Origin of the sequence: Frateuria hangzhouensis (genome assembly GCF_026410505.1) — a bacterium.
Classification (GTDB): Bacteria; Pseudomonadota; Gammaproteobacteria; order Xanthomonadales; family Rhodanobacteraceae; genus Frateuria_A; species Frateuria_A hangzhouensis.
Map to the genome: position 1 here is coordinate 1 of NZ_JAPMIU010000007.1, position 24,878 is coordinate 24,878.

Annotated in this window: 19 protein-coding genes; 13 read left to right on the forward strand and 6 right to left on the reverse strand. The window is 66.5% G+C overall.

What is annotated here, in order from left to right; genetic code table 11:
• The 7 genes from OSC30_RS09135 to OSC30_RS09165 all read left to right on the forward strand — a co-directional run.
• Positions 1-550: UDP binding domain-containing protein (locus tag OSC30_RS09135; protein WP_323374207.1), on the forward strand; the 550-nt coding region annotated here is incomplete at its 5' end.
• Positions 551-663: 113 nt separating this feature from the next.
• On the forward strand, positions 664-1,881 hold the full coding sequence (locus tag OSC30_RS09140) for a polysaccharide pyruvyl transferase family protein (protein ID WP_267171535.1): 1,218 nt from the start codon (positions 664-666) through the stop codon (positions 1,879-1,881).
• A gap of 77 nt (positions 1,882-1,958) precedes the next feature.
• Positions 1,959-2,810 (forward strand): glycosyltransferase family 2 protein, encoded by an 852-nt coding sequence (locus OSC30_RS09145; protein WP_267171536.1) that lies wholly within the window; start codon positions 1,959-1,961, stop codon positions 2,808-2,810.
• Positions 2,811-2,814: 4 nt separating this feature from the next.
• Positions 2,815-3,861 carry an EpsG family protein gene (locus tag OSC30_RS09150; protein WP_267171537.1) on the forward strand — a complete coding sequence of 349 codons (1,047 nt, stop codon included), beginning with the start codon at positions 2,815-2,817 and terminating at the stop codon, positions 3,859-3,861.
• 223 nt (positions 3,862-4,084) lie between these two features.
• Positions 4,085-5,596 carry an asparagine synthase-related protein gene (locus OSC30_RS09155; RefSeq protein WP_267171538.1) on the forward strand — a complete coding sequence of 504 codons (1,512 nt, stop codon included), beginning with the start codon at positions 4,085-4,087 and terminating at the stop codon, positions 5,594-5,596.
• Entirely contained in the window at positions 5,581-6,765 is a 1,185-nt protein-coding gene (locus OSC30_RS09160; RefSeq protein WP_267171539.1) for a right-handed parallel beta-helix repeat-containing protein, read from the forward strand. Before OSC30_RS09155 ends, OSC30_RS09160 begins: the two co-directional genes overlap by 16 nt.
• A 52-nt stretch (positions 6,766-6,817) precedes the next feature.
• Entirely contained in the window at positions 6,818-7,987 is a 1,170-nt protein-coding gene (locus tag OSC30_RS09165) for a glycosyltransferase family 4 protein (protein ID WP_267171540.1), read from the forward strand.
• A 223-nt stretch (positions 7,988-8,210) separates the two neighbouring features.
• Here the strand turns inward: OSC30_RS09165 and OSC30_RS09170 are convergent, their stop codons facing one another.
• Positions 8,211-9,347 carry a right-handed parallel beta-helix repeat-containing protein gene (locus tag OSC30_RS09170; RefSeq protein WP_267171541.1) on the reverse strand — a complete coding sequence of 379 codons (1,137 nt, stop codon included), beginning with the start codon at positions 9,345-9,347 and terminating at the stop codon, positions 8,211-8,213.
• A gap of 428 nt (positions 9,348-9,775) precedes the next feature.
• On the reverse strand, positions 9,776-10,855 hold the full coding sequence (locus OSC30_RS09175) for a right-handed parallel beta-helix repeat-containing protein (protein WP_267171542.1): 1,080 nt from the start codon (positions 10,853-10,855) through the stop codon (positions 9,776-9,778).
• 721 nt (positions 10,856-11,576) lie between these two features.
• Between OSC30_RS09175 and OSC30_RS09180 the strand changes: the two genes are divergently transcribed.
• Positions 11,577-12,779 (forward strand): right-handed parallel beta-helix repeat-containing protein, encoded by a 1,203-nt coding sequence (locus OSC30_RS09180; protein WP_267171543.1) that lies wholly within the window; start codon positions 11,577-11,579, stop codon positions 12,777-12,779.
• Positions 12,780-13,631: 852 nt separating this feature from the next.
• On the opposite strand, the gene OSC30_RS09185 is transcribed toward OSC30_RS09180, so the two are convergent.
• Positions 13,632-14,699, reverse strand: coding sequence for a right-handed parallel beta-helix repeat-containing protein (locus OSC30_RS09185; protein ID WP_267171544.1), 1,068 nt, complete (start codon positions 14,697-14,699; stop codon positions 13,632-13,634).
• A 665-nt stretch (positions 14,700-15,364) separates the two neighbouring features.
• On the opposite strand from OSC30_RS09185, the gene OSC30_RS09190 reads away from it, so the two are divergent.
• Positions 15,365-16,468 carry a right-handed parallel beta-helix repeat-containing protein gene (locus OSC30_RS09190; RefSeq protein ID WP_267171545.1) on the forward strand — a complete coding sequence of 368 codons (1,104 nt, stop codon included), beginning with the start codon at positions 15,365-15,367 and terminating at the stop codon, positions 16,466-16,468.
• 199 nt (positions 16,469-16,667) lie between these two features.
• Here OSC30_RS09190 and OSC30_RS09195 read toward each other — a convergent pair whose 3' ends face one another.
• The 3 genes from OSC30_RS09195 to OSC30_RS09205 all read right to left on the reverse strand — a co-directional run bounded on the left by OSC30_RS09195 (position 16,668) and on the right by OSC30_RS09205 (position 19,869).
• Positions 16,668-17,642 carry a glycosyltransferase family 2 protein gene (locus OSC30_RS09195; protein WP_267171546.1) on the reverse strand — a complete coding sequence of 325 codons (975 nt, stop codon included), beginning with the start codon at positions 17,640-17,642 and terminating at the stop codon, positions 16,668-16,670.
• Positions 17,643-17,841: 199 nt separating this feature from the next.
• Positions 17,842-18,801 carry a glycosyltransferase family 2 protein gene (locus tag OSC30_RS09200; RefSeq protein ID WP_267171547.1) on the reverse strand — a complete coding sequence of 320 codons (960 nt, stop codon included), beginning with the start codon at positions 18,799-18,801 and terminating at the stop codon, positions 17,842-17,844.
• Positions 18,802-19,092: 291 nt separating this feature from the next.
• A complete protein-coding gene (locus OSC30_RS09205; RefSeq protein ID WP_267171548.1) occupies positions 19,093-19,869 on the reverse strand; it encodes a class I SAM-dependent methyltransferase in 777 nt (258 codons plus the stop codon).
• A gap of 299 nt (positions 19,870-20,168) precedes the next feature.
• Between OSC30_RS09205 and OSC30_RS09210 the strand changes: the two genes are divergently transcribed.
• From OSC30_RS09210 to OSC30_RS09225, 4 genes are all read left to right on the forward strand, one after another.
• The gene (locus tag OSC30_RS09210) at positions 20,169-21,677 is read left to right on the forward strand and encodes a lipopolysaccharide biosynthesis protein (RefSeq protein WP_267171549.1); all 1,509 of its coding nucleotides are present in this window, start codon (positions 20,169-20,171) and stop codon (positions 21,675-21,677) included.
• A gap of 147 nt (positions 21,678-21,824) precedes the next feature.
• Positions 21,825-22,703, forward strand: coding sequence for a sulfotransferase family protein (locus OSC30_RS09215; RefSeq protein ID WP_267171550.1), 879 nt, complete (start codon positions 21,825-21,827; stop codon positions 22,701-22,703).
• Positions 22,704-22,729: 26 nt separating this feature from the next.
• A complete protein-coding gene (locus OSC30_RS09220; RefSeq protein ID WP_267171551.1) occupies positions 22,730-23,701 on the forward strand; it encodes a sulfotransferase family protein in 972 nt (323 codons plus the stop codon).
• A 19-nt stretch (positions 23,702-23,720) separates the two neighbouring features.
• The gene (locus OSC30_RS09225; protein WP_267171552.1) at positions 23,721-24,794 is read left to right on the forward strand and encodes a sulfotransferase family protein; all 1,074 of its coding nucleotides are present in this window, start codon (positions 23,721-23,723) and stop codon (positions 24,792-24,794) included.
• Positions 24,795-24,878 lie beyond the last annotated feature (84 nt).

A 24,878-nucleotide genomic window follows, 5' to 3' on the forward strand; every position in this document is an offset into this window, starting at 1 on the left:
GCGCACGGTGGACTACGAGGCCAAGCTGCTGGGCGCGGTGGAGGCGGTCAACCACGCGCAGAAGGGCAAGCTGTTCGAGCTGATCGAGCGGCACTACGGCGGCCAGCTGCAGGGCAAGACCGTGGCGTTGTGGGGCCTGGCGTTCAAGCCCAACACCGACGACATGCGCGAAGCGTCCAGCCGGCGGCTGATGGAGCAGCTGTGGGCGGCCGGGGCCACGGTGCGGGCGTTCGACCCGGAAGCGCGCGCGGAAACCGTGCGCCTCTACGGCGAGCGGTCGGACCTGGTGCTGTGCGAGGACGCGTACGCGGCGCTGGAAGGCGCCGACGTGCTGGCGATCGTGACCGAATGGAAGGCGTTCCGCGCACCGGACTTCGCGCGCATCCGCGAGGTATTGAAGGAGCCGGCGATGTTCGACGGCCGCAACCTGTACGACCCGGTGCAGGTGGAGGAGGCGGGGCTGGCTTATTACGGCATCGGCCGCGGGCGTGCGCTCGCGGAAGCGTCAGCGGGTTTCGAGGCCGCGCCGCGCGTGTCGGCCACCGCCTGACGGCCGCCGCCGCGTGGAGCACGCGGCGGCTCCGGGTCACGGGCGACAGGGCCGGATCCAGCGGCCGCAGAGGTTCCCGTTCCACTTCGCCACACCAGACGCCAGGACGCACCGTGAAACGTTTCTACCTCTCCGGACAGCGCACCTTTCGCAACCGCGGTTGCGAGGCCATCGTGCGCAGCACGGTCGGACTGCTGAAAGACCAGTTCGGGGACGTGGATGTCATGGTGCCCTCGATCAACATCGCCCGTGACAGCGCGCAATGGCCCGATGCCGCCGACCACGGGGTGCGCTTCGTGCGCGCCTACCTGCCGCCTCCGGCGCGCTACTGGGTGCAACTGCAGAGCCTGCCGCTGCCGCTGATCAAGCGTGCCGCCTGGCCGTTCCCGATGCCGCGCTGGCTGCGCCATCAACTGGAGTCGGTCGATGCGGTGCTTGCCGTGGGCGGTGACAACTACTCGCTGGACTACCGCATTCCCTCGCCGATCATGAGCGTGGACAGCTGGGCCATGGACATGGGCAAGCCGGTGATGCTCTGGGGCGCGTCGGTCGGGCCGTTCGAGCGCGAGCCGGAGTTTGTCGAGCCGGTGACGCGGCACCTCGCACGCATGCATTTCGTGGCCGCCGGCGAATCGATGAGCCACGACTACCTGATCCACAAGCTGGGCCTGCGCAACGTGATCCGCATGGCCGAACCGTCTTTCATGCTCGGCAAGGAGCCGGTCGACCTCAAGCCCTTCTGGCCCAAGGGCGAAGGACACGTGCTCGGCCTCAACGTCAGCCGGCTGGTCGAGCGCCACAAGCGTCGCGACAAGGATGTGCACGCGGAACTGGAGGCGTTCATCCGCCACGCGGTGAAGGAACACCAGCTGGGCGTGCTGCTGATTCCGCACGCCGACCCGCTGCGCGGCGATGCCCACGGCGGCGATGCCGAATACATGGCGCCGCTGCTGGCCCGCGTGGCCGACCTGGGCGATGCGGTGAAGATGATGCCCAACACCTTCAACGCGGCGCAGACCAAATACGTCATCAGCTATTTGCGCTTCTTCATCGGCGCGCGTGCGCATCCGGTCATCGCCGCGCTTTCCAGCGGCGTGCCGACCGTGTCGATCGCCTACAGCGTCAAGGCCTGCGGCATCAACCGCGACCTCTTCGGCAGCCAGGAAACAGTGCTGCAGGCGCGCAACCTGACCTCGCGACGGCTGCAGGACTCGCTCGAACGCCTGGCGCAGCGCGAGGACACGCTGCGCCACCTGCTCGAGCACCGCGTCGCCGAGTGGCAAATGGCGGCCAAGGCGGCCACGGCGCGCATCTCGGACTGCCTTTGTTGAGACACCTTGGGAAACCTATGGACAACAGAACCGCATCTGACAAAAGGCAGACCGTCGACTCCCCGTACGTGGGCGCGGTGCCCGCAAGGACGCCCGACGCGAGGGTTGCGCCGGTCAGCGTGGTGGTGCCCTGCTACCGCTGTGCGGACACGGTCGGGCCGGCGGTCGCTTCGGTGGCCGCGCAGCTGCTGCGGCCGGCGGAGGTGATCCTGGTCGACGACTGCAGCGGCGACGATACGCTCGACCGCCTGCACGAGGTGGCGCGTGCGTACCCGCATGGCTGGGTCAAGGTTTTCTCGGTGCCCCGCAACGGCGGCCCGTCGGGGGCGCGCAACCTGGGCTGGGCGAATGCGCGACAGCCCTACGTCGCCTTTCTCGATGCGGACGATACCTGGCATCCGCACAAGCTGAAGATCCAGATGGACGTGCTCGCGTCCGATCCGGGCATCGCCCTGTTGGCCCACCGCATGAACGTGCAGACACGCGATGCGCCCGCGCCGAAGCTGCAACACCGCCAGACGGTCACGGTGGTGCCGCCGAGCCTGCTGATGCTGCGCAGCCCGTTTCCCACCGCGTCGATCATCGTCCGGCGCGATCTGCCGTTCCGCTTCGACGAACAGCGGCGCCGCTCGGAAGACTACCTGCTGTGGGCGCAGATCCTGCTGTCGGGCTACCGCTGCGCGCGGGTCGAGCAGATCCTGGCGTCCTGGCACAAGCCGCCCTTCGGCGCGGGCGGACTGAGCGGCGACCTGGCGGCGATGTACGCCGCCGGCGTGGATGCGCGCCGCGCGCTGCACGCGCAGGGCCTGCTGGGCGGGCCGCAGATGTACATCGTCCACGTACTCGGCCTGGTGCGTTACGCACGCCGCCGCGTGATCACCTACGCGCGCCGGTTCTCCAGCGCATCGCGCTCCCAACGCACGAGCTGAATCCATGGAACAGACGCTACCCCTGGTCGACACCCCGTCCAACACCAACGCCCGGGCCATGCTCGCGCTGATGGTGCTGGCCGCCGTCTGCCTGCTCATGGATCTGGTGGTCGGCTCGCGCAGCATCGATATCGGCACGGACACCTATGTCTACGCCGGCTTCTTCGATGCGCTGCGCCATCACGGGACGGTCAACAGCCGCTTCGAGCCGATCTTCTATTACCTCAGCATGGCGCTCGCCAACACCGGCATGGGGCGCACCGCGTACCAGAGCTGCCTGTTCCTGGTGATGATCGGCACCGTGGTGGTGGCCACGCGCAAGTATTACGACTACCTGCAGAGCGAAGGCAGCTACCTGACCTTCCTTACCGCCTCGCTGATGTTCCTGCTGCTTTCGCCGGTCATGAGCAACGCCTCGATCAATGTCGTGCGGCAGGGCCTGGCCTCGCTGCTGGTGTTCGCGGCCCTGATCGCGTTCTACCAGCGCCAGTGGCGCAGCTACCTGTTCTGGGGGTTGATGGCCACCGGCTTCCACTACTCGTCGCTGCTCTATCTGGCGTTCGCCCCAGTGCTGCTGCTGCGCGAGCGCACCCAGCGGCTGATCGCCATCGGCGCGTTCCTGGCCTATTGCAGCGGATTGACCATGTTGCTGGTGCAGGTACTGGCGCCCCCGGTGTACGCGATCGTCATGAAGTATGACGTGGGAGCGGCCTACCGGACCGGCGTGCGCCTGGATTTCGCGGTGTTCTCGCTGTTCTGGTACCTGCTGCCCTACGGCCTGGCGCCGCTGGTGCACGAGCCGGCGCGGCAGCGGATCAAGGACGGTACGGCGATCTACGCGGTCATGCTGCTGGCCTTCTTCGCGGTCGGCTGGGGCAACTTCTCCAACCGCTACCTGCTTTCCTCGTGGTTGTCGGTATCGCTGGTGCTGGCCGCGATCTGCTGCAACAGCCGCCTGACGCCGCTGCGCAACCCGCTGTTGATTCGCATAGGGCTGATCGCGGCCAGCGGCGTCTTCTATTTGTATGTCAGCCATGGATTCGTGATTTGAACCCGACGCGCCGCCCGACCGAAGGCAACCGTCCGATGCGCCCACTGGTGCAGCGTCCGGATCGGCCTGCGCCGGGACGCGAGCGCGATGGCGAAGGAGGTTTTTCATGTGCGATGGCGATCCACCCACTACAGGCGGCGGACCTTCAATCTGGTCCAGCGTTCCCGTTGCGATACCGGCCGGCGATTCTGGCTGGCAAGCGAACGTCCATGGAGGTGAGGCGATGACATCCGTGCCTGCACAGCAGGCGGCAGCGCCGCCCGCGGAACGCCACGTCCAGCTCGATCTGTCGCCCTACGGCGGCAAGGCGGACCTGTCGGCGCTGGATAGCGAGGGTGACCGCAACGACAGCATCGACGAGGTGTCCCTGGCGGACTTGCTGCGCAATTCGTTCGTGTATCCGCCGCACTCGATCTTCCGCGGCGTGAAGGTCGCCACCACGGGTTTCGATCCGGACCAGGATCTGCACGACCATCCGCGCTTCCATTTCCTGGGACAGGCCGCGGCGGTGACCAACCGGCCCCGCGCCGGCGAGGTGGACGAGGCCACCCTGGTGGACACCTACCATCGCCTGCTCAGCGAGGCGATCGAGCGCAGCACCCATGCCATCCGGGCGCCGTGGCTGCTGCAGAGCGGCGGCAAGGACTCCACCTCGATGGCCATCGCGCTGGCCGAAACGCGGCCGGAAACCACCTGCGTGACGTACCTCGGCGGTACCGAGGAAAACGAGGTGGAGTCGGCGCGGCAGGTGGCGGCGCAACTGGGGCTGAGGCATGAGTCGCTGATATGCGACCCGGCCCGCGCCTACGACCGCTACCTGGCCATGGTGCCGCGGATTCCGCTGCTCACGGCCGACTTCGCCGTGCTGTCCTACGCCGATCTCGTCACCGAGATCGCCTCCGGCGGCGGCGACGGCATCATCGATGCGCTCGGTTCCGACCCGTACTTCGGCGTGCCGCCGCACTGGCAGCAGCGCATGCTCGGGTTGCTGGCGCGCGGCGTGCGCCTTTCCCCGCGGTTGTTCGAGACCGACGTGCTGGGGCGCAACTTCAAGCTGTGCTACGCGCTGGGCACGCTGCAGATGAACGAGTTCGAACGCTTCTACGCCGGCTCGCGGTTCACCGACTCGGAGGTCGATGCGCTGTTCGGGTGCCCATTGGCGCGGCAGTCGCGCGCGCGGCTGGAAGTGTTCCGCGCCGCCATCGCCAAGGCCGAAACGCCCGAGGCGCGCCGCCGCGTGTCGGCCGCCATCGTCGAGGCCGCGATCTTCGGCAAGGGCATGTTCGCCGCGCCGGCGCTGGACCTGCGCCTGGCCTATCCCTATTGCGACGAACGACTGCACGACTGGGTCTTCCGCCACGTGCCGGACGAATACCTGATGGGCCCGGACGGCACCAACAAGGTACTGGTGCGGCGCCATATCGCCCGTCATTTCCGCAAGCTGCCCTACGTCCACGCCAAGGGCTCGTTCCGCTTCGACCTGTGTGGGCTGGCGCGGCAGCGCTTCGACCAGGTGCACGCTTTCGCCGTCCAGGCCAAAACGTTGCTGCCCGGCGCGCCGCGCTGGCTGGAAGTGCACCGCGGCCGGCTGGACAACAAGTACTACGCCTCGAAGTTCTACCTGCTGGCGATCACGTTGCCGTGGTTGCTCAGCCGCGTGCGGCCGGGACAGAACCTGGGCGCGGCCCACACACGCGGACCGAACAGCCAGGAGTCGACATGCGCGGCATCGTAGAGCCGGAACATGACGCGCAAACAGGCCACTGCCAAGCCGGTCCGGCGCCTGTTGCCCAGAGCACGCGGCGGACGTTCCTGCGCCAGGCACTGCTGATGGCACTGGCGCCGTTGGTGGCCTCGCACGCCCGGCCGGCGCACGCGGCGACCACGGGTGCGGCCACCGTCGACGTGCGCGACAAGGGCGCCAAGGGCGACGGCAAGACCGACGATACCTGGGCGATCCAGGACGCGATCGATGCCTTGCCCGAACAGGGCGGCACGGTCGTGGTGCCGGCCGGGCACTACATGGTGGACGCCACCCAGGCGCTGCGGCTGCGCTCCAACATGATCCTGCAACTCGACCCGCAGGCGACCATCGAGGCGATCCCCAATGCGCGCAAGCGCTCGCATGTGATCAAGGTCTGGCGCGCGGCCAACGTGGAGATCCGCGGCGGGCGCGTGGTGGGCGAGCGCGAGGGCCACACCGGCGAAGGCGGCGAGTGGGGATATGGCATCAACATCCAGGCGTCCCACAACGTGAAGGTTTCCGGCACCCACATCTCCAACTGCTGGGGTGACGGCATATGGATCGGCGCGCTGGGCAAGGGTGTCTTCCAGGTGGTCTCCTCGGACGTGACCATCGAGAACGTGGTGTCCACCAACAACCGCCGCCAGGGCATGTCGATCGGGCCGTGCAAGCGCGTGCGCATCATCGACTGCACGTTCAGCGACACCCACGGCACCAAGCCAGAATCGGGCATCGACCTGGAGCCGATGGCGCAGGGTCCCACCCGCGACGTGTTGATCCAGCGCTGCACCTTTACCGGCAACAAGGGCTGCGGCGTGGAGATCCACCACAACGTCGAGGGCGTGATCGTGCGCGACTGCACCATCGAGGGCAACGCCGGTTACGGCGTGTACGGCAAGAACGTCGTCGACCTGTGGATCGACGGCAACCAGATCCTGGACAACGGGCTGGTCGGCATCGCGCTGGTCAAGAAGACGCGCGACGTGCGGATCACCGGCAACACCGTGCGCCGCAACAGCGCCCGCTATGTCCACCACATGCTCAAGTCGATCAAGTCGATCGCCACCGGGAAACCCGACAAGGGCGACGGCAAGCCTCGCACCGAGGTGCGCATCGACGAAACCACCCGGAACGTCACGCTCTCGGACAACACGTTCTAAGCGCCGTGCGCCCGGAGCGCGACGCGGCGTACCCAACAAGGAAATCGTTTCGATGAAGTTCGTCTTCTACGCCAATACCGATTGGTACCTTTACAACTTCCGCCTGTCCACCGCCCGCCGGCTGCAGGCCGAAGGCCACGAGGTGGTGATGCTTTCGCCACCGGGCGAGTTCGGCGGCCGCTTTGCCTGCCTGGGTTTTCGCTGGGTCACGCTGCCGATGGACCGGGCCAGCCTGAATCCCTTGCGCGAGACCGTGACGCTGCAGTACCTGGTGCGCATACTTCGCCGCGAAAAGCCCGACCTGTTGCACAACTTCACCGTCAAATGCGCGGTGTACGGCGGGTTGGCGGCGCGGCTGGCCGGCGTGCCGGCGACGGTCAACGCCGTGGCCGGCATGGGCTACGTGTTTACCAGCAACAGTCTCAAGGCACGCTGCCTGCGTCCGCTGGTTCGCGCGCTGATGCGCGGCACGCTCGACCACCGCCAGTCGCTGCTGATCCTGCAGAACCCCGATGACGAGGGCATTTTCAGGCGCTCGCGGCTGGTGGCGCCGGCCCGGATCGAGGTCATCCGCAGTTCCGGCGTCGACACGGCGCGCTTCCGGCCCAGTTCGATGTCGGGACGCGACGGAAGGCTGCGCGTGCTGCTCGCCGCCCGGCTGCTGTGGGAAAAAGGCATCGGCGAGTACGTCGAGGCCGCGCGGCAGCTGAAAGGGCAAGGCAGGGACATCGAGTTCGTGCTCGCCGGCGCGCCCGACCCCGGCAACCCGCGCTCGGTACCGCACGACCAGGTACAGCGCTGGGCCGGGGAAGGCCTGGTGACCTGGCTGGGCCACGTGGAGGACATGCCGGCGCTGTTCGCCACCATCGACGTGATGGCGTTGCCGAGCTATTACCGCGAGGGCGTGCCGAAGAGCCTGATCGAGGGCGCCGCGGCGGGACTGGCGCTGATCACCACCGATCAGCCTGGGTGCCGCGAGGTGGTGACCCGGCACGGCGTCGACGGCCTGATGGTGCCGCCGCGCAACGCCTCCGCGCTGGCCACGCTGATCGCCCGGCTCGACGACGATCGCGCGCTGCTGCAACGGCTCGGTGCCGCCGCGCGCGAGAAGGCGGTGGCCGATTTCGACGAACGCATGGTGATCCAACGGACGATGGACGTGTACGCACGCCTGCTGGGGGGCGATGCCGCCGGACAATCGCTGGCGAGACCGGTTCTGTAGGGCCTGTCGCCTGGGAAGCTTCGACCAGCCGCAGGCCTGGTCGGTGTACGAGCGACCGTTTTTCGATGTCCCGCAAGAGATTCCGAAATCCCCGAAACGCCGGGCACGCGATGGCCGTGCGCGGATGAAAAACGCCGGGCCAGCCGCCTGGCCCGGCGTGATGCTGCGGTCCGTCCGGCGGCCCCAACGGCGCGCCGGTGCCGTCCTGCCGCTTGCCGCCCGTTTACCGCTTGGGCGAGAGGTGGTTGTCGGATCGCCGGATCCCATAGGTCGCGCGGCCGATCTTGAGATCGCGGGCCCTGCCGCCGCCCATGCGGTTGGGCGACATGTAGCGCGTGCTGTTGTACTGCAGCGTGTTGCCCACCAGCGATACGTCGTGAGCCCGGTCGGTCAGGCCCGCGCCGGCCAGCCCGTTGCGCAGGGCATGGTTGCGCCCGATGTTCAGGTGCGAGGCGCCGCACGAGAGCACACCGAAGCCACGGTTGCCCACCATCCGGTTGCCGACGATGGCGATATCCGAAATGTGCTTGTGCAGCTCGATGCCGTTGCCGTGGTTGCCCTTGAACGTGTTGTTCTCCAGGCGCACCCAACGGGTCGTGCCCTCGTTCTGCGGCTCGATGTCGATACCCGCCTCCGGCAGCGTGCCGCGGGTGTTGCTGAAGGTGCTGTTGACCACGTAGACGTGCCTGGCCGGGGTGATGGACAGGCCCTGGCGCCGGTTGTGGTTGGACACCACGTTCACGATGGTGACGTAGTTGGACGGCTTGCCGTGGCGGGCGCCGATATAGATGCCATCGCCCCAGAAGTTGGAAAGGTGCGTGCCCTTCACCACCACGTCCCTTGCGGCCAGGATGTCGATGCCCATGCCCCACTCGCCGCGGTTGCCCTTGTGCCGGACGCGGTCGCCCTTCATCTGGCCGCCGACGATGCGCACGTCGCTGACGTTCCACACGCGGATCAGCTGCGAGCGGCTGCGGCCGTTGGGGATCACCACCAGCTCGGCGTGGGTATCGAGCAGCAGGCGGGTGTGCGAACGCATGCGGATCGACTTGCGCGCGTCGATCATGTACGTGCCCGCCGGCACCACCACGGTGCCGCCGCTGGATGGCAGCGAGTCGATGGCGGCCTGGAAGGCGGCGGTGTCGTTATGGCGGCCATTGCCCCTGGCGCCCTTGTGGCGAACGTTGACCGTGGCTTTGCCGATGTCCAGTTGCGGGCGGGCAGACCACCAGTGACCGGCGGCAGCCGGCAGCGCAACGGCAGACAGCGCCAGCGTCATCATGGCGAGCATCAGCGGCCGGGTGAACCCGTGCCTGATGCGGGCGGATTTCGCGGAACGCTGGTTGTCGTGCAATTTCATCATCAGTTGTTGACCCTCTCGTCACGTGGAAGTGACAAACACCATGCAAAACCTTCACACCGGCTAACAAGCTCGGCCATTGGCTGGCATTCATGAAGTGGCGGGCTGGCGATGTCTTCCGGACCGCGCCCGAGCGCCGAAGCAGCGCAAGCGCCCGGAAAGTCGCCGTGCGATGGTGTCCGCAACGAGCCATGCCAGCCACGCCCAGGCCCCTGTAGGAGCCCACTGGTGGGCGATGCTCTTGATCGGCACCAGGCCAGGAGCACGCCCACAAGCGGGGCTTCTGCAGACGCGTGGCCTGATGCGCCAGCCGGTCAAGCCCCTTCGGCGGAGCGGAAAAAACCACGAGAAAAGCCGGGGCAGTTGCCTGCCCCGGCTCGGTTTGCCTGCAAAGAGCCGCGGTCGCCGGTTGCGGCCGCGCCTATGCCTCAGCGCTTCGGCGACAGCTTGTTGTTCGCCTTGGTGATGCCGTACGTGCTGCGGGCGATCTTGATGTCGCGCGCCTTGCCGCCGCCGACGCGGTTGGGCGACATGTAGCGGGTGCTGTTGTACTGCAGCGTGTTGTTGCGTACCGACGAGCTATGCGCCTTGCCGGTCAGGCCGACGCCTGCCAGGCCGTTGCGGGCGGCGTGGTTGCCGTTGATGTTCAGGAAGGAGCCGCTCACCGACAGCACGCCGAACCCGCGGTTGCCGGTCAGCTGGTTCCGGGCGATGGTGATGCCGGAAATGTGGTTGTGCAGCTCGATGCCGTTGCCCTTGTTGCCGGTCATCCTGTTGTTCTCGAGCCGGATGTTGGTGGCCTTGCCTTCGTTCTGCGGCTCGATGTCCACACCGGCCTGCGGCAGCGTGCCGTGGGTGTCCTTGAAGGTGCTGTTGACCACGTAGACATGCGAGGCCGGCGTAATCGACAGGCCCTGGCGACGGTTGTTCGAGGACACCACGTTGTTGATGGTCACGTAGTCCGAGCGCTTGCCGTGCTTGGCGCCGACATACAGGCCGTCACCCCAGAAGTTGGACACGTGCACGTCCTTCACCACCACGTTCTTGCTGCCCCGGATGTCGATTCCCATGCCCCACTCGCCGCCGCGGCCGCGATGACGCGAGCGCTCGCCGGTGATCTTGCCGCCAACGATCTTGACGTTGTTCACGCCCCACACGCGGATCGCGTAGTGCCAGGCTTCCTTGTTGGGGATCACGCGCAGCTCGGCGCCGTCCTGCAACTTGAGGCGGGTGTGGGAATGCATGCGGATCGACTTCTTCGCATCGATCATGTAGCGGCCGGCAGGCACCACCACCGTGCCGCCGCTACGGGGCAGGGCGTTGATCGCGGCCTGGAAGGCGGCGGTATCGTTGTGCCGGCCGTTACCCTTGGCGCCCTTGTGGCGCACGTTGATGGTGGTCGAACCGATCGACACATGAGGGTTGGCCGACCACCAGTGACCAGCTGCCGCCGGCAACGCTACGGCAGACAGCGTCAGCGACACGGCGGCAACCATCAAGGGCTTCATGAAGCATTTCCACTTGCGGGGGGCCGGTGTCACCGGAAGCTTGGTGTCGTGCAAATTCGTCATCAGGATTTGATCCTCTCGTCACGTGATAGTGACGGGGACCTTGCGGCACCTTCACAGAGCTAACAAGCTCGTCCATTGGCGGGGGTTCATGAAAAACCCAGGCTGGGGCGGCGCGCGTTTTCCGGCGTGGAAGAAGGCGTGATACCGCCATGGTGGCCGCGTGGCGCATGGCCATGGGACTTGCGGGCGCGCAGGTGAACGATGGCGCCCGCCGGTCGCGGCCGCTTGGCAGACACGCCCTCGGCCGCAAAAAAAAATCGCCGGCCGTACCGCAGCCGTTACAGCGCTGTCGACTTGATGTAAATTTGTCGTCAAGCGCCGCCGGCTCGGGATGAAGCTGCCGTGCAGGCATGTCGCCACTGGCAGCGCTCAAGCCGGCCGACGTCCGGCCGATAAAGTTGTTCGCCACCGCGGAGAATCCCCCGCGACCTGTCTCATGCACAGGCACCTGCACGAGCGCCTTGGTACGGCATCGTGGCCCTCCCTCCCGCACCGGTGAGGGGCAATACTTCCCGGATATGTCGACGTTGTGTGAACACGATCAAGGAATCGTGAAAGCACCGTTCCTGTCGAGCTTGCTTGGCTACGTGAAGGCTGCGCATTGTTTACGTGAGCTTCGCGTGACGAAGCCGCCTTCATGATTTCCTGGGATTCTGCCGTGCCAATTCAAAACCTGTTTGCCAATCAAACCCTTGCCTCGCGTTCGCCCTCCGTCGCCGCCGTGAAGCGCTCGACCGTCGGTGTGAAGAAGCCGTTGATTCTGGCGCTCGCCGCGCTGGCCTTTGCCGCGCCTGCCGTGCCTGCCTTCGCTGCGACCCAGTGGTGGAGCACCAAGCCGAAAGTCGAGATCGGGCACAGCGCCCAGATCAACGTGCGCGACAAGGGCGCGAAGGGCGACGGCGTGCACAACGATACCGCTGCCATCCAGGCCGCCATCAACGCGCTGCCCGCCTCCGGCGGCACCGTGAAGATTCCCGCCGGCCGTTACATGATCGATGCGGAGAAGTCGATCCGCATGCGCTCGCACACCCGCCTGCTGCTCGATACCAACGCCGAGCTGGTGGTCATCCCCAACAGCCTGAGCCGCTCGCGCCTGATCCGCGTGTGGAACGTGACCGACGTGCGCATCGTCGGCGGCAAGATGCTGGGCGACCGCGCCAAGCACAAGGGCACCCGTGGCGAGTGGGGCATGGGCATCGACATCATCGCGTCGAAGAACGTGGTGGTGAAGGGCACCCACCTGTCCGAGTTCTGGGGCGACGGCATCTACATCGGCGCCAAGGGCAGCGGTCGCTACCTGAAGGTCTCGGAGAACGTCACCATCATGAACGTGGTGTCCGACCACAACCGCCGCCAGGGCCTGTCCATCACCCCGGCCAAGCACGTCTACGTGGTCAACAGCACCTTCAGCAATACCCGCGGCACGCTGCCGGAAGCCGGCATCGACATCGAGCCGCAGGTGCAGGGTCCGACCAGCTCCATTCGCCTGGAGAACAACACCTTCGTCGGCAACCACGGTAACGGCATCGAGCTGCACACCAACATTTCCGACATCGCCATCGTCGGCAACAAGATGACCACCAACCGTGGCTTCGGCGTGCTGTCGGTCGGCGCCTCGAACCTGAAGATCCAGCGCAACCACGCCACGCTGAACAAGCTCGCGGCCGTGGGCATCACCCGCGCGGCGCACGACGTGCAGATCGTCGACAACGTGCTGCAGTTCAACAGCACGCGCTACATGTCGGCGACCAAGTCCGGTGGTGGCCTGGACCGTGACCTGCAGGTCGCCAGCGGCACTTACCGGGTGTCGGTGTCGGGCAACACGTTCTCGAACACCAAGTACAACAACTACACCCGCTGAGCCGTTGAGCGGTAAATTGAAAGAGGGGCAGCCATGGGCTGCCCCTTTTTTTGTTCATCGCGTTTCGTGTGAGGCTCTGCTGCTTGTTTCGACCGCCATGGGGCTTCGCTTCTGCAGGAGTGCACCTGCGCGATCGCCAGCCCAATCGGTGCCGCGCGGTCGCGCACAGGTGCGCTCCTACAAGGCGGGGAGCCCCTCGATGGGTATCCGCATATGCCTCCGGACCCGTGCCTTTTTTTGCTTCTGCCCCTTCCCTGTTTGCAGGGGAGGGCTGGGAGGTGTGCTCTTCGCCTGGACGGAAGACCGCAAGAAAAAAGGACGGCCGATCCACCCGCCGCACTGACAAGCACGGGGTTGCGCGGGAAGTTGGCGGCCGCGCGAAAGGCGCTCCGCGCCAGCTTCGATAAAGGGGACAGGCAGCCGCGTTGCGGTTTCCTTCCGCCGCTCGCCAGGAACAGCCGCCGTTCACTTCGAACCCGACGCCAGAGAGGCGCTTCTTTGAAGGCCCATGTCGAGACGAGGCGCATCAATGGCTCATGACGCGCCTGCGCCTGCCGCGCGTATCGCGCAGGGTGGCCGGTTCGTCGGGTAGCCGGGCTGGTGGGCTGAAGCCCACCCTACGATGTTGAGGCCGGGTGCGGGCTTGATGCAGGCAGACGGCTTCCCGTACGCAACCACCTTGCAAGTGCGTACGGGCGCGCTCCTGCAGAAGGCGAAAATGCATGGATGTGGGCGCCAAGGAACTGGGTCATCCCATTCCCCGGTAGAGCGCGATGAACCAAAAAAAGCCGGAGCAGGTGGCCTGCCCCGGCTTCCACGTGGCCATGGCCACGTGCTCTGCGTTCGCGTCGATTACCGCTTCGGCGACAGCGTGTTGTTGCTCTGGGTGATGGAGTAGGTGGTGCTGCTGACCTGGATGTCGCGGGTCTTGCCGCCGCCGGACTTGGTCGGCGACATGTAGCGGGTGCTGTTGTACTGCAGCGTGTTGTTGGCCACCGACGTGTGGTGCGTCTTGCTGGTCAGGCCGACGCCGGCCAGGCCGTTGCGAGTGGCCTGGTTGCCGCTGATGGTCAGGTACGGGGCGCTGATCGCCAGTACGCCGAAGCCACGGTTGTTGGTCAGCTTGTTTTTGGTGATCTTGATGCTCGAGATGTTAGCGTGCAGTTCGATGCCGTTGCCCTTGTTGCCGGTCATCGTGTTGTTCTCGAGGCGGATGTCGGTGGTCTTGCCCTCGTTCTGCGGCTCGATGTCCACGCCCGCCTGCGGGAGGGTGCCGTGGGTGTCGCTGAAGGTGCTGTTGACCACGTAGACATGCGAGGCCGGGGTGATCGACAGGCCCTGGCGGCGGTTGCCGGTGGACACCACGTTGTTGATCGTCACGTAGTCCGATCGCACACCGTTCTTGGCGCCGACATAGAGGCCGTCGCCCCAGAAATCGGAGACGCGCACGTTCTTCACCAGGACGTTCTTGCTGCCGAGGATGCTCACGCCCATGCCCCACTCGCCGCCTTTGCCGCGATGCTGGGCGCGTTCACCGACGATCTTGCCGCCGCTGATGACCACGTTGTTCACGCGCCAGGCGCGAATGGCGTAATGCCAGGCTTCCTTGTTGGGGATCACGCGCAGCTCGGCGCCGTCCTGCAGCTGCAGGCGGGTGTGCGAACGCATGCGGATCGACTTGACCGCGTTGATCATGTAGCGGCCTGCCGGCACCGTCACCGTGCCGCCGCTCTTGGGCAGCGAGTCGATGGCGGCCTGGAAGGCGGCGGTGTCGTCGTGCACGCCATTGCCCTTGGCGCCCTTGTTGCGCACATTGATGGTGGAGGAGCCGATCGACACGCTGGGGCTGGTCGACCACCAATTGCCGGCGGCGGCCGGCAACGCTACGGCAGACAGCGACAACGACGCGGCGGCAATCATCAGGGACCTCGTAAGGAGGTTCCGCTTGGAGGCCGGCTTCGCCGGGAGCTGGGTGTCGTGCAGGTTCGTCATCAGGGTTGGACTCTCGTCACGTGAAAGTGACGCGGAAGATGCAGGACCTTCACGGGGCTAACAAGCTCGACCATTGGCCGGTGTTCATGTAAATCGCACGGGCGCTGCCGGCCCCCGGCTGGGAGCGATCACCGCATGGCAAAAGCCCGCGACGGGCCGGCCGCGCTCCGCGCCTGGTTACCCGTCAAAGGGCCAGGCGCGCCGCGCGTGCCCGTGAGACGCGAGGGCTCGATCACCGGCTGGAAGCCCGCCCGGATGTGACGTCTTCATGCACGCATCATGCGTGGGCAGGCGGCTGCCTGTGTGCCCTGCCAGGCAATCTGTGATGCGCATCGCGCATGGGTTTGCGGCCCTTTCGGCCGTCCCGGGGTGTTTTGCCAACGTGGTCATAAATTCACCAGTTGGGGCTTCTTGTAGAGCTTGCTTAGGTGCGTGACGAAAGCGCATTTTTTGCGTGAGCTTCGCGTGACGAAGTTCTACCCGACAACATTCCGAGACCCCGCTCCATCATGAACATTTCCGCCAACAATCAGAAGCTTGCCGTTGCCTCCCCGCGCGCCGCCCGCGCCCTCGCTTCTGTGAAGAAGCCGTTGATGCTCGCGCTCGCCGCGCTCGCGCTTTCCGCCGTTGCCGTGCCTGCCTTTGCGGCCACCGAGTGGTGGAGCGCTACCCCCAAGGTGAACATCGGCAAGGACGTCACTGTCGACGTGCGCGCCAAAGGCGCCCTTGGTGACGGCGTGCACAACGACACCGCCGCGTTCCAGGCCGCGATCGACTCGCTGCCGGCCACCGGCGGCACGGTCAATGTGCCGGCGGGCCGTTACATGATCGACGCGGAGAAGTCGATCCGCTTGCGCTCGCACACGCGCCTGCAGCTGGACTCGAACGCCACGCTGGTGGTCATTCCCAACAGTGTCGGCCGCTCGCGCCTGATCCGCGTGTGGAAGGTGACCGACGTGCGCATCGTCGGCGGCTCGATGGAAGGTGACCGCATGCTGCACAAGGGCACCAACGGCGAGTGGGGCATGGGCATCGACATCATCGCTGCCAAGAACGTGGTGGTGAAGGGCGTCCGCCTGTCGAACTTCTGGGGCGACGGCCTCTACATCGGCGCCACTGGCAGCGGCAGCACGCTGAAGCGTTCGGAGTACGTGACCATCGTGGGCGTGGTGTCGGACAACAACCGTCGCCAGGGCCTGTCGATCACGCCGGCGTCGCACGTGTACGTGGTCAACAGCACCTTCAGCAACACCAATGGCACGCTGCCGGAGGCGGGTATCGACATCGAGCCGATGACGCAGGGCCCGACCGACAACATCCGCCTGGAGAACAACAAGTTCATCGGCAACCATGCCAACGGCATCGAGATGCACGTCAACATCTCGGACATCGCCATCGTCGGCAACACCATGAGCGGCAACCGCGGTTTCGGCGCGTTGGGCGTGGGTTCCTCGTTCATCACCTACACCGGCAACACCATGACCGAGAACGGCCTGGCCGCCATCGGCATGACCGGTGCCGCGCACGGCAACACGGTCACGGGCAACACGCTGCACTACAACAGCACCCGCTACATGTCGCCCACCAAGGCCGGTGGCGGCCTGGACCGCGACCTGCAGATCGGCGCCAAGACCTACGACATCTCGGTGTCCGGCAACGTGTTCTCCAACCCCAAGTACAACACCTACACCCGGTAAGCCTTACCGGCGTGGTTCTCCCCGGGGCAGCCATCGGCTGCCCCTTTTTTGTGGAGTATCGCCAACGGCCGCGCCCCGCGGTCGCCGCTAGGCATGCCATATCCCGGAACCGCGCACCTGTCGCGCCCGCCATGCCGCACAGCGTCGATCCATCGTGCATCCTGCACGGCACGGGAAGCCGTCGTGGCGTGTGCGCCACTTATCGCGCGACGCCCCATCGCTGGGAGATCGTCTTGTAGAACGCGGCCGGGCGCAGGAAGCGGTCCTTGATCTTGGACGACAGCCGGATCCCCAGGAATGCCGCGAGCAGCGAGGTCATGTAGCTGTAGCCCCTGGCGTTGAAGCCGTAGGACCGCGCCCGTGCCCGCCATTTCATGCCGACCTCGTTCTTGTCGTGCGCGAAGGCATTCCATGCCGTTACGCAGCAGTACCGGCCGAGCGCGTTCCGGTTGCTCTGCTGGATGTCCTTGCGCACGCCCGGGCCGGCCCATGGCTCCAGTTGCCGGAACACCACTTCGGTTGCGTGCAGCAGGTCGTCGATCTTGGCGATGCTGACGCGGTAGGGCGACGGGTGCTGCCAGTAGACGCCGTTGCCGACGCTCGATACCGACACGGCCAGGCCCTTGAGGAAGGCCCTGATCATGATCTCGCCGTCGTCGTTGGTCTTCAGTTGCTGGTCCCAGGCGCCGATGCGCCGCACGCTGGCGGTGTTCCACGCCACGCTGCAGGGCGGAAAAAACACCGGCCGCACCCAGTGGCAGATCCACTCGTCGTTGCTCAGCTTGTCCGGGATGCGCGCCACGCCCCGGCGGCGGCCCTCGCCGTCGTAACGCCACGGCCCGATCGCGATGTCCGAGCGCTCCTGTTCGAGCACGCGAACCAGCCCGCGCAGCAGGCCGTTTTCCACGTAGTCGTCGGCGTCGAGGAACATGACGTACCTGGTCGTGACGAGTTCCAGGCCGGCGTTCCTGGCCGCCGGAGCGCCCTTGTTCGTTTCGTGCGTCACCAGCCTCACGCCCTCGCAGGCGCGCACGACGCTCGCGGTGTCGTCGAACACGCCGTCCTCGACCACGATGATGTTGCCGGGGGCAACACCCTCCGCAATGGCCGAGTCGATCGTCCGTTTGATGGTCCGCTCGGATCGATACGAAGGAATGACGATACTCAGTTCCATGGATTACCTCGGCCCATGCGGCGTGTGGTGGATGTAGGGACCAGGCCCGGCCGGACCCGGCGATACCGCGTGCGCCGGAATGCCCGCGGCGCCGGTTGTCCAGCGGCCGCACGAAGGGGCCGTCCGCGCGTACTGCGCTGAAGCAGGTCGCGACACGGCTGGTGGGAGAACCGGCGCGCGAGGCCGGCGAAGCCGACCGTCATCGCTTGTATCTCAGCTTGTAGAAGATGCCCGAGCGCTCGAAGCGGGCGCGGGCCTTGGACGACAGGCTTACCCCCAGGAACGTCGCGAGCAGCGAGGTCTTGCTGTTGTAGCCCTTGTTGCGAAAGCCGTACGCCCGGGCCTTGGCCATCCACCGCATGCCGCTGTCCTTGCGGTCGTGCGCATAGGCGTGCCACGCCGTCACGCAGCAGTACCGCCCCAACGCGTTGCGGTCGCTTTCGGGAAAGTCATTGGCCGCGCGGGAGCCCGCCCAGGTTTCCAGTTGCCTGAAAATGATGTCGGTGGCGTGCAGCAGATCATCGATCTTCGCGTTGGTGACCCGATGCGGGGAAGCGTGCTGCCAGTAGACGCCCTGGCCGGCGTCCGAGGTCGAAACCTTCAGCCCGCGGACGAACGCCCGGATCATGAGTTCGCCGTCCTGGTTCTTTTTCAACCGCGCATCCCACGCGCCAATGCGCCGGATGCTGTCCACGTTCCACGCCACGCAACATGGCGGGAAGAAACGCAGCCGCGTCCAGGAGAAAATCCACTCGGCATTGCTGAGCCGTTCGGGCGTTCGCAGCATGCCCGGCTGGCGGTCCTCGCCGGCGTAACGCCATGGCCCGATCGCGAGGTCCGAGTGCTGTTGCTCCAGGGCCCGCACCAGGCCCGGAAGCAGGCCGTTTTCCACGTAGTCGTCGGCGTCCAGGAACATCACGTAGCGGGTCGCGACGTTCTGCAGGCCGACATTCCTGGCGTAAGGAGCGCCCCGATTGGTTTCCAGGGTGATCAGCCGGACCCCGGGGCAGTCCGCGACGACGCGTGCGGTGTCGTCGAACACGCCGTCCTCGACGACCACCACGTTCTCGGGGGAAACGCCCTCCGCAATCGCCGATTCCACGGCGCGCCTGACCAGCTTGCCGGATCGGTAGGAAGGAATGACGACACTTAGATCCATACGGTCCCTTTGTCACTGACTGGCCGGCATTTCCGGCCACTCGAGTCGCTCGCGACGCCGGCGGCCACCGCGCGCGGCGGCCGCACCGGATCGCGCTTGCAGCGGGATGGTGCTTCAGGGAACGACAAATCCAGGTAAAAAAAGCCGGTGCCGGTTCCGCATCGGCTGGCGGTGCGCGGGTGGGGCGCCGCGCACGTCGGGCGCCCGCGACGGAGCGCACTGGCCCGTGGCGTAGCGCTGCTCGGCGCCGCGGCGAGGCTCTCGACTACTCCGGCCGGGCTCGTTGCCGGCTCAGGCCTTGATCATCGTTATGGTTTCCACCGGCTTGCTCAACACCACGTAGCAGGCGCTGGTGAGCGTCGGGAACGGATGTTCGACCAGCCACGAGGAAAACCAGCGGTGCAGGTTGCGCATGCCCGGGATGCGCCGGTAGTAGGCGTGATGGCCAAAGAAGCCGATGTACTCGTCGACCACGTATCCCAGGCCCTGCAGGCGCGCGAACTGCCTGTGCGTCGGGCCGCGGCACCAGCTGTAGTAGGCGGGAAACTTGCCCTTGTTGCCGTCCTTTTCGCGACCCGGTTCGAGCCACTGCAGCAGGCGGTCGGCCACCCGCTCGGGCATGAGCCGGTTGGCCACGAACGGCGGTGCGTAAAGCGTGGGGAAATAGTGGATCGCCTTGCCGCCGGGGGCCAGCAGCCGGAACACGTTGCGGTGCATCTGCTCGCCGTTCTTCACGTGCTCGGCCAGCATCTTGCTGAAGACCAGGTCATGGCGCCCCTCGATGCCTTCGAACGCCAGCTCCGCCGCACCGATGTCGCCACAGACCTTGTGGTAGCCGGCCGGTGCCTTGGCCAGTTCGGTCGGGGAGATGTCCAGGACGGTGTATTCCACGCCGTGCTCGCGCAGGAATTCCAGCGGTATCGCGGGGTTGGCTCCGCCTCCCAACTCCAGCACATGCCGCGCTCCGGAGCGGATGATCATGTCCTGCACGTATCCGGGATAGCCCAGCCAGGCGTTCCGGGAGGTTGCGTAATGAACCTGCCCCAATGTTGCCGCCGATCGTTTCATGTCAACTCTCCTCTGGTTGACGGGCGTGAAACGCAAGCTAAGGCTTTAATACATATCTAACCTCCGGTGAAGCAAAGGTAAACCCCAGCTGACTGGCCGGCATGGTGTCCTCAGCCGGCCATCGGAGGCGGTTTGCGGGCGAGCATGGACGCCCGCCGAAACGGCTGGCGACGGCCCGGCTATACGGTCGTTTCACGTGCAGGCGGCCAACGTTTGCGGTCTCGACAATACCGCTCGAGCCTGCTTTTGCTGCGTTCCCGATATCAATGACAACCACGCGTGTACGCGGTGCCCACCGCATGTTCGATATGCAGCACGTCCACCGCGATCTTCGCCGCCACAGCGTGCGTGGCGCGGCCGCGACGCTGCTCAGCCAGGCTGGCCTTTTCTGCATTCAGGTGGTGGGCATGGCGGTGCTCGCCCGCTTGCTGCTGCCGGCGGATTTCGGCGTGTTCGGCAAGACCGTCGCGCTGACCGGCTTCATCACCGTACTCAGCTCGGGCGGCCTGTCGCTGGCCACCGTGCAGCGGGCGGAGATCACCCACGAACAGGTAAGCACGCTGTTCTGGCTCAACCTGGCGCTGGGGTTGGCGATCGGTGCGGCGCTCGCGGCGCTGGGTCCGGCCATGGCGTGGTTCTACCGCGATCCGCGGGTGCTGTGGCTGGTGGTGGCGTTGGCCGGCTCGGTCGTCGTCGACAGCCTGGCAATCCAACACACCGCGCTGATGCAGCGGCAGATGCGCTTCGGCACGATCGGCTCGCTCAACGTCACCGCGCGCATCGTCGGTTTCGTGGCCGCGATATGGAGCGCCTGGATGGGCGCCGGGTACTGGGCGCTGGCCATCCAGGTTTACGGCACCGGCGTGACCCGGCTGGCGCTGACGGTCTGGAGCTGCCGCTGGCTGCCGAGCCTGCCCAGGCGCAAGAGCGGCGTGCGGCCGATGGTGGCGCTCGGCGCCAACCAGACCGGCTTCTCGATCCTCAACTTCGCCAACCGCAACATGGACAACATCCTGATCGGCCGCTACGTGTCCGATATCGCGCTGGGCTTCTACAGCCAGGCCTACCGGTTGTTGCTTTTGCCGGTACAGCAGATCAACACGCCGATCTCCTCGGTGGTGATGCCGGCACTCAGCCGCCTGCAGGACCAGCCCGAGCGCTTCGCCCGCTTCTACTACCGGGCGCTGGGCACGATCACGTTCCTCGGCATGCCGGTGGTCGGCTTTCTGCTGGTGGACGCCCGGGCGATCATCGAAATCGTGCTCGGGCCGAAATGGCTGCCAGTGGTACCGATCTTCCAGGCGCTGGGCATCGCCGCATTCTTCGGCACCTTCAACGTGGCCGGCGGCTGGGTGTACAGCTCGCTGGGTCGCACCGACCGCCAGCTGCGCCAGCAACTGGTGGTCAGCCCGGTCACCATCCTGGCCTTCTTCGCGGGGCTGCCCTGGGGCGCCCTGGGCGTGGCGCTTTCCTACAGCGTGACGCGCGCGCTGATTTCCTGGCCGACCCTTGCCTACTGCTATCGCGGCACGCCGGTGAATACCGGCACCACCTTCGCCACGCTGGTGCGGCCGGCGGTGGCGGCGATCACGGCCGGCCTGGTGCTGTGGGCGATGCACCGGTTCGTCTGGACGGGCTGGCAGGCGAGCTGGGTGCTCGTGGACATGGCGCTCTACGGTGCGACTTACATGGCCCTGTGGTTCGTGATGCCCGGCGGTCGCGAGCGCCTGCGCCAGTTCCGCGAGATCGCGGACGAATTGAAGAACCGTGGAAAGCGCAAAACGGACGCCGTCGCGAGTCCGGATTGACGCATCCCATGCCGGACGCGCTGCAAGGAGAGAGTCAGTGGACATGATCGTATCTTGCCGACACGAGCTCGCCATCCCGGCAACCGGCACGGCCGCAAGCTGGCCGGCGCGGACGCGTCATCACGTCGACACGAGGAGTATCTGCGCATGACATCCACCCTTGCCGCCCCGGGACCGCGCCTGCGACGCTTCGCATGGGTCTGCCGGCAGCGTTATCGCCATCAGCGAGCCCGCGTTGCCCAGCGGCCCGTGATCGTCAGTGGCAACCAGAAATCGGGCACCACGGCGATCGCCGCCCTGCTGGCGCGCGCCACCGGTACCAGTTTCAGCAATGATCCGTTCTGGCAGATCGCACACTTCGACACCGGCACGCAGGTGGTTTCCGAGGTGCTTGGCGGACGGCTTGCGCTGGACCGGGTGATCGATCGCCACCGTGCCTATTTCGCCGCCGACGTCATCAAGGATCCCAACTTTTCCTTCATGCAGCCGCAGCTGCAGAAGCGGTTCCCCGACGCCCGACGCGTGTTCATCGTGCGCGACCCGCGGCAGAACATCCGCAGCATTCTCAACCGATTGCATCTGGACGGCCGCCTGGCCGAGCTGGGGCCGGCGCAGCGGGCGGCGCTGGCGCAGGTGCCCGGCTGGCAGGTGATCCTCGATGGCAGCGACCTGGCGCTTGCGGGCGCCGACCACATCGAAAGGCTGGCGCGGCGCTGGAACCTCGCGGTGGAGAGCTACCTCGCTCACGCCGACGGTGTCGTGCTGGTGCGCTACGAGGATTTCGTCGCCGACAAGCCGGGCCAGATCGCCAACCTGGCGCGCCGGCTGGGCATGGCCGCCACCGTCGACATCCGGTCCGAGCAGGAGCGCGCCTATCAACCGCGGGGCAATCGCAGCGTGGCGCCCGCCGAGTTCTTCGGCGAGCGCAACCTGGGCCGGATCGAATCGCTCTGCGGCCCCCTCATGCGCCGGTTCGGCTACATGGTCGGCGCGAACACGGGCGCGACCGACAGCGCCATGCCATGAGCGGACAGGATCCGGAGGAGTCAGGCATGAACGACACACCGATCGAACACGCGCTCGTCGTGGGCTGCCCGCGCTCGGGCACCACCTTGCTGCAATCGACGCTGGCCGCGCATCCGGACGTGTTCTCCACGCCGGAGACGCACTTTTTCGCGGACGCCATCGGACAGCGTGCCGAACGCCTGTTCGCGCTGCCGCCCAGCGGCTGGCGCGAGCGCCAACGCCGCCGGTTGCGCCAGTGGCGCGCACAGCTCGGTCTAATCCACCCGCGGGGCGCGCGCCGCCGGCTGTGCAGCTTCCTGCGCCACGGCGGCGGGGAAGACCTGTTGTTCCGGGTGCCCCCGATGCCGCTGTTCCTGGCGCCACTGGCACGGTTGTACGCCGAGCTGGGCGACGAACTGGCGCGCCGGGACGGGCGGCGCCTGTGGCTGGAAAAGACGCCGGGTCACCTGCACTACCTGGATGCGATCGAGCAGTACCTGCCGGATATCAAGGTGATCTGCGTGGTGCGTTCGGCGCCGGACAACATCGCCTCGATGTACGACGTGGCGACGCGCTATCCGGACCGGTGGCGCCGCGAATACCGCACCGTCGAGGGCTGCGTCGGCCGCTGGATCGCTTCCGCGCGCGCCGCCGAGGCGCAGGCCCACCGCGGCGGACGCATGTTTCTGGCCTACGAGGAACTGGCCGCGAATCCCGCTGGCACGCTGGAGCGCGTCTGTGCCTTCCTCGGGCTCACTTTCGAGCCGGCGATGATCGAGCAGCGCGGAGCCACCTACGACCGCATCGTGGGTGATCACGAACCGCACAAGCAGAACGTGCGCGAGACCATCGGGTCGCGCAACGGCACCAAGTTCTCGCGGCTGTTCACCCCTTCGCAGCAGGCGCACATCGTGGCCGCGCTCGGCGACTGGCCCGGGCGCATGGAAGCGTTGTGCCGCGGCCATCTCCACACCGTTTCCAACGGCGCACATCCTGCCATCCCGGCCGTGCGCGCCTGACCATTCGCAGGGATCGACGATGACGTACTTCCAGGGGGCCGCCCGCTGCATGCCTACCGCCCATGCCCCAACCGCCTCCGATGACGGCCTGCCGGCCGGCGCCTCCGCCATCGCGCTCGACCCGCCGCCGATATTCCTGCTCGGCTCGCACAAGAGCGGCAGCAGCCTGCTGCGCAGCCTGCTCGACGGCCATCCGTCGCTGGCCGTGTTGCCGAAGGAGACCCACCTGTTCCAGTTCACCAATCACTGGGTGGACTACCGCCGGCGGCGCAACCTGCCGCGGGCGATGGACCGGTCGGAGTTTTTCGATCAACTGCTCGGGCAGATCCGGGAGGACACCCGCGGCCACGACCCCTATGCCGATGCCCCCGGCTTCAGCTATCGCATGGAGATTCTGGAGCCCCGCCTGCGCGCGCTGGATCCGGCCGACATGCCGGCGTTCCTGCTCGGCTACATGCAGGCCGCCTACGAGGCGTCCTTCGGCCAGCCGCCGGCCGCGGGACGGGCGCTGGTGGAGAAGTCGGTCGAGCATGCCGAGTTCGCCTACGTGCTGGCGCGCTATTTTCCCGGCGCGCGCTTCGTCCACATCGTGCGCAACCCCTACGCCACACTGGTGGCGCTGCGCCGCATGCTGCAGAAAATGGCCGGGCGCTTTCCGTACCTGTGGCCGGTCGCCTCGTCGCTGCACAATTCCTACCACCAGCTGTTCACCAACCGGCTGGCGCTGCCCAACTACTTGTGCGTGCGCTTCGAGGACCTGGTGTCCGATACCGCCGCGACCATGCGCGACGTGGCCGGGTTCCTCGGCATCGACTATGACGAGGCGCTGGTGCATCCGACCTCGCAGGGCGAGCACTGGCAAGGCAACAGCACGAGCAACGAGGCGTTCGGCGGCATCTCGCAGCGACCGCTGGAGGCCTGGAAATCACAGATCACCGATTACGAGATCGCGCTGGCCAACCTGGTCGCTGCACCTGTTCTTGACGCTTTCGGCTACGAGCGACTGGAGCCGCGCCATCCGAACCGGTGGATCCGTGGCGAACGGCCGCGGGCCTATGCGGTGAACCGGCTGGCGCTGTGGCTCGGTCCCTGAACGGACGGCGCAAACGCGGGATATTCCGGCCGCGAATAACGCCCGCTTATTGATTTCTTTCACGAGTGCTTACCTAGATTGCAC